Origin of the sequence: Micromonospora sp. NPDC047753, from assembly GCF_040642735.1 — a bacterium.
Classification (GTDB): Bacteria; Actinomycetota; Actinomycetes; order Mycobacteriales; family Micromonosporaceae; genus Micromonospora.
This window is the reverse complement of record NZ_JBEYSL010000011.1, coordinates 28,227-33,663: the sequence shown is the minus strand read 5'-3', so window position 1 is coordinate 33,663 and position 5,437 is coordinate 28,227. Positions and strand designations below refer to the sequence as shown.

Annotated in this window: 5 protein-coding genes; 4 read left to right on the top strand and 1 reads right to left on the bottom strand. The window is 71.2% G+C overall.

All coding sequences use genetic code 11. From position 1 onward, the window contains the following. From ABZ749_RS02215 to gltX, 3 genes are all read left to right on the top strand, one after another. Positions 1–869 (top strand): family 1 glycosylhydrolase (locus tag ABZ749_RS02215; RefSeq protein WP_357221921.1); only part of this gene is annotated, 869 nt, incomplete at its 5' end. Further along, positions 866–2,143, top strand: coding sequence for an MFS transporter (locus tag ABZ749_RS02210; protein WP_357221919.1), 1,278 nt, complete (start codon positions 866–868; stop codon positions 2,141–2,143). The genes ABZ749_RS02215 and ABZ749_RS02210, both read left to right, overlap by 4 nt. A gap of 53 nt (positions 2,144–2,196) precedes the next feature. After that, complete coding sequence (gene gltX / locus ABZ749_RS02205; protein ID WP_357221917.1) at positions 2,197–3,606, top strand: glutamate--tRNA ligase; 1,410 nt, start codon at positions 2,197–2,199, stop codon at positions 3,604–3,606. A gap of 229 nt (positions 3,607–3,835) precedes the next feature. On the opposite strand, the gene ABZ749_RS02200 is transcribed toward gltX, so the two are convergent. After that, entirely contained in the window at positions 3,836–4,453 is a 618-nt protein-coding gene (locus ABZ749_RS02200; RefSeq protein ID WP_357221915.1) for a copper resistance CopC family protein, read from the bottom strand. Positions 4,454–4,705: 252 nt separating this feature from the next. On the opposite strand from ABZ749_RS02200, the gene ABZ749_RS02195 reads away from it, so the two are divergent. Then, positions 4,706–5,356, top strand: coding sequence for a hypothetical protein (locus ABZ749_RS02195; protein ID WP_357221913.1), 651 nt, complete (start codon positions 4,706–4,708; stop codon positions 5,354–5,356). Positions 5,357–5,437: the final 81 nt, after the last annotated feature.

Sequence of the window (5,437 nt, the reverse complement as noted above, 5' to 3'; positions counted from 1 at the left end):
AACGGCTCGTTCAGGGTGATCCAGAGCCGTTCGTCCACATGAGCATGGGGTACGGCATGGGCGTGCACGCTCCCGGCCGAATGCTGCTGTTCGACGCCTTCCCGGTCGCCCACCACCAACTGCTCGGGCACGGGCTCGCGGTCGCCGCGCTGCGGACCCACACCACCAGCCCGGTGGCGATCGCCAACAACTACTCACCGGTGCGGGTGCTCGGCGACAGCGACGCCGACCGGGCCGCCGGGGCCGCGTACGAGGCGCTGCACAACCGGCTCTTCACCGACCCGCTGCTCGGCCGCGGCTACCCGGAGCTGCCCGGCCTGGACCCGAGCGTCATCCACCCCGGCGACCTCGACACGATCGCCGCGCCGATCGACGTGCTCGGGGTCAACTACTACAACCCCACCGGTGTACGGGCGGCCGAGGAGGGTTCACCCCTGCCGTTCGACCTCGTGCCGCTGGACGGCTACCCGCGTACCGCCTTCGACTGGCCGGTGGACCCCGACGGGCTACGCGAGCTGCTCGGCTGGCTCCGCCACACCTACGGCGACGCGCTGCCGCCCATCGAGATCACCGAGAGCGGCTGCGCGTACGACGACGAGCCCGACGCCGACGGGCAGGTGGCCGACCCGGAACGGATCGCGTACCTCGACGGGCACCTGCGGGCGGTCCGGGCCGCCATCGACGACGGGGTCGACGTCCGCGGGTACTTCGTCTGGTCGCTGCTGGACAACTGGGAGTGGGCCGAGGGGTTCACCAAACGCTTCGGTCTGGTGCACGTCGACTACCCCACCCAGACCCGTACGCCGAAGTCGTCGTACACCTGGTTGCGGGACGTGATCGCGGCCAGCCGGCCGGGGTCGGCGCGGTGACCACCCTCGACCCGACGCCGGCGTCGCTGCCGGCGGCGCTCGCCGAGCCGACGGTGCCGGTGAGGCGCAGCTGGATCGGCTTGATCTTCGCGGCCAACCTCGGCGTGTGGATGGCGTTCTTCACGCCCATCCAGGTGCTGCTGCCGCAGCAGATCGAGCAGATCGCGCCCGGCGACAAGGAGAACATGCTGGCCGTGGTCACCGGCCTCGGCGCGTTGGCCGCGGTGCTGGCCAACCCCTTGGCGGGCGCGTTCTCCGACCGGACCTGCCTGCGCATCGCCGGCCGCGAGTTCGGCCGTCGGCACGTCTGGACGGCGGGCGGGGCCGTGCTCGGCGCGGCGGCCCTGGTGCTGCTGGCCCAGCAACGGACCATCCTCGGCGTCGCCCTCGGCTGGGTCGCCGCGCAGGTCTGCTTCAACGCGATGCTGGCCAGCCTCAGCGCCGCCATCCCCGACCGGGTCCCGGTGCGGCAGCGCGGCGGCGTTTCCGGGTGGGTGGGCATCCCGCAGGCGCTCGGGTTGGTGCTCGGCGCGGTGCTGGTCACCGCAGTGGTCACCGGCAACGCCGCCGGCTACCTGGCCATCGCCGTGGCCGTCCTGCTGCTGTCGCTGCCGTTCGCGCTGCTCACCCCCGACGAACCGCTGCCGCGTACCCATCGGCCGGCGATCCGGGCGCGGGCGCTGCTGGCCTCGATGTGGATCAGCCCTCGACGGCACCCGGATTTCGCCTGGGCCTGGATCACCCGGTTCCTGGTCCAGTTGGGCAACGCCCTGGGCACCCTCTACCTGCTGTACTTCCTCAGCGACGGGGTGCGCCACCCCGATCCCGAGGGTGGCCTGCTGGTGCTGATCCTGCTCTACACGCTTGGGATGATGCTGACAGCTGTGGTCGCCGGCCGGCTGTCCGACCGTTCCGGCCGCCGCAAGATCTACGTGATCGTCTCCGGGCTGATCATGGCGGTGGCGGCGCTGCTGCTCGCGGTCGCGCCGGTCTGGCCGATGGCGATCGTCGCGGCGCTGCTGCTCGGCGCCGGCTACGGCGTCTACCTCTCGGTGGACGCCGCGTTGATCACCCAGGTGCTGCCCCGGGCCACCGACCGGGCCAAGGACCTGGGCGTCATCAACATCGCCAACTCGGCGCCGCAGGTGCTCGGCCCGGCACTCTCCGCCCCGCTCGTGGTGTACCTGGGCGGCTATCCCACGCTCTACGCGGTCACCGCCGTGGTCACCCTGCTCGGCAGCGCGCTGGTCGTCAAGATCCGCTCGGTCCCCTGAGCCGTGGGGGGCGGTGGCGGAATGCAGTCGCGGACCGCCGTAGGCTGGGGGACGTGACAGTACGTGTGCGCTTCGCCCCTTCCCCGACCGGTATGTTCCACGTCGGCGGCGCCCGCTCGGCGCTGCAGAACTGGATCTACGCCAAGCAGCAGGGCGGCGTGTTCGTGCTGCGCATCGAGGACACCGACGCGGCACGCAACAAGCCCGAGTGGACCGAGGGCATCCTCTCCGCGCTGGACTGGATCGGGATCTCCCGGGGCAGCTACGAGGGCCCGTACTTCCAGTCGGCCAACGCCGGGGAACACCGGGCCGCCGCCGCGCGCCTGTACGAGTCGGGCCGCGCCTACTACTGCGACTGCACCCGCGAGGACGTGCAGGCCCGCACCGGCTCGCAGTACCAGGGCTACGACGGCTACCACCGCGACCGTGGCCTCGGCCCCGGCCCCGGGCACGCCCTGCGCTTCCGTACGCCCGACGAGGGCGCGACAGTGGTGGTCGACCTGATCCGCGGTGAGCCCACGTTTGAGAACAAGCTCATCGAGGACTTCGTCATCGCCCGCGGTGACGGCTCGCCGGTCTTCCTGCTGGCCAACGTCGTCGACGACATGACGATGGGGATCACCCACGTGATCCGGGCCGAGGAGCACCTGCCCAACACCCCCAAGCAGCAGCTGCTCTGGGAAGCCCTCGGGGTCAAGCCGCCGATCTGGGCACACGTGCCGGTGGTGGTCAACGAGAAGCGGCAGAAGCTCTCCAAGCGCCGGGACAAGGTCGCCCTGGAGGCGTACCGCGACGAGGGTTACCTGGCCGGCGCGATGCGCAACTACCTCATGCTGCTCGGCTGGGCTCCCTCCGGCGACCGGGAGATCGTTCCCTGGTCGGTCATCGAGGACGAGTTCCGGCTGGACGAGGTCAACCTCTCCTCGGCGTTCTTCGACGAGAAGAAGCTGCGCGCGTTCAACGGCGAATACATTCGCGCGCTGCCGGTGACCGAGTTCATCGACGCCTGCCAGCCGTGGCTGACCGGCACCGGGACCATCGCGCCGCCGCCGTGGCAGCCGGAGGAGTTCGACGCCGACGCGTTCGCCGCCGTGGCGCCGCTGGCCCAGACGCGGATCGCGGTGCTCAGCGAGATCGTGCCGAACGTCGACTTCCTCTTCCTGGCCTCACCGCTGATCGACGAGGCCGCCTGGACCAAGACGATGAAGGACGGTTCCGCCGAGCTGCTGGACGACGCCGTCGCGGCGTTCGAGGCGCTGGAGTCCTGGGACGCCGAGTCGTTGAAGTCGACGCTGGAGGCGGTCGGCGCCGAGCGGGGCCTCAAGCTCGGCAAGACGCAGGCGCCGGTGCGGGTCGCGGTCACCGGTCGCACAGTGGGTCTGCCGCTGTTCGAGTCGCTGGAGGTGCTCGGCCGCGAGCGCACCCTGACCCGAATCCGCGCCGCCCGCCTACGCCTGGTCTAACCCCCCGCCCCCGCCCCCGCCCCCGCCGCTCCCCCTCCCGCGCGCCGCTCCCCCTCCCGCGCGCCGCTCCCGCTTCCAGCGCGTCGATCTTGCAGTTTCGGTTGTCGACATGGGTGGGATGCCCCTTGTGTCGGGACAGAAAGTGCAAGATCGCGGAGCAGGGCCAGCTCGGCCCCGGGGGCCATGATGCCCGGTCGGGTTCGGGACCTACCGGGCATCAGATGATCGACTAGGCGGTGCCTCGGCGGCGGCGGAAGAACAGGCCGGCCGCGAGTGCGGCGAGCAGCAGCAGGCCGCCGAGAGCCCAGATCCACCAGCGACTGCCGGAGTCGGACTGCTCCGAGGCGGCCGGCACCGGGGAGGCCGTCGCGCTGCCGGGCGCCGCCGACGGCGAGCCGGCGGAGGGTACGCCGATGGCCGACGCGCCAGCCGAGGGCGAGCTCGCCGGGTTGGTTCCGGCGGTGGCCGACGGCGAGGCAGTGGGGTCGGCTGCGGTGCCGGTGGTGAGGGTGAACCGCACCTCGCCCTTCACCGGGTGCCCATCGGACGACGCGAGCTGGTAGCCGACGATGTAGAGCCCGGCTGCGGCCGGCTTGAACGGCACCCGCACCCGACTGCCGTCGAAGGCGGGAGTCCCGCCAGCGACCACATTGTCCGGTCCGGTTATTGTGATCTTCGTCGTAGTCGGCGACGGCTTGGCGAGGAACCGCAGCTCGACCCGGGCGGGTGCCGACGCCACGCGGGCGCCGTCGCGCGGGTTGCTGCCGGTCAGCTGGTTGTGGGCGGCGGCCGGAGTCGCCGGCACCAAAAACAACACACCGAACGCCACGCCGAGCACCACTGGCACGACCCGCACCGTACGTGTAACCCTGCCCCCCATGAACCCCTCCGTAAGGGTACGATCCGCCCGCTGATCAAACGGCTCCTCATTAGTCGAGCAGAGATCGCAGATAGTTCCAATTACTGTTCCAAAAGCTGCAACTCATCGACGTTCTGCGGAGTCTGTAGGAGTGGACGCGACCATCCGGTCGATGCCGCACCGGCAGATCGGTCCAGACGTCACCACGAAGCCATCCATCGAACGGGGCGAGGAGGCGGGATGCTCCGACACATGAGGCGGTTGGCCGCCGTGTTGGCGGGCACGCTGGCGGTGGCACTGCTGTCGCTCGGCACCGCGGGCTCGGCCTCGGCGGCGCCGAAGCCGGCACCCGCCGGAGTGGACATCACCGGCACGGGGCTGTCCGCACCGCTGCGGTTGCGCGCGGAGAAGGAGCCCGCCCTCGTGGGCGCGGTCATCGACCAGGTCAACTTCCTCGCACGCACCGGCATGCCGACCGGGCCGAAGGCAGCCAACCTCGGTCCGAAATACACCGTCGTGGTGCTCGCCGGCGAGACGCCGAAGCAGACCTACGACCTCTACCCCAAGGCGATCGGCGGCCCTCGCGTCTTCCGGCCGGCGAAGCAGCCGGACGGCCGGAAGACCAGCGCCGGCTGGTTCCTGGGTCGGCTCAGCATGTCCGAGACCCTGCGCACCGCCGGTGTGCCGCTGGAGCGGCAGTTCGACACGGTCAGTGGCGGCGCGGGCGGCGGCGAGCGTGTCCTCCCGGAGGACACGCTGGACCCGGCGAAGGACCTCGACGAGGCGCTCGGCGACCTGCAACGCCTGCTGCTGCTCAACGTCGGCGTGATGTTGACCATCACCGTCGGCCTCGCCGGGATCGCCCTGCTGATCCGCAGGCGCACGCGCTGAGCTGGCGCACGCGCTGAGCTGGCGCACGCGCTGAGCTGGCGCACGCGCTGAGCTGGCGCACGCGCTGAGCTGGCGCACGCG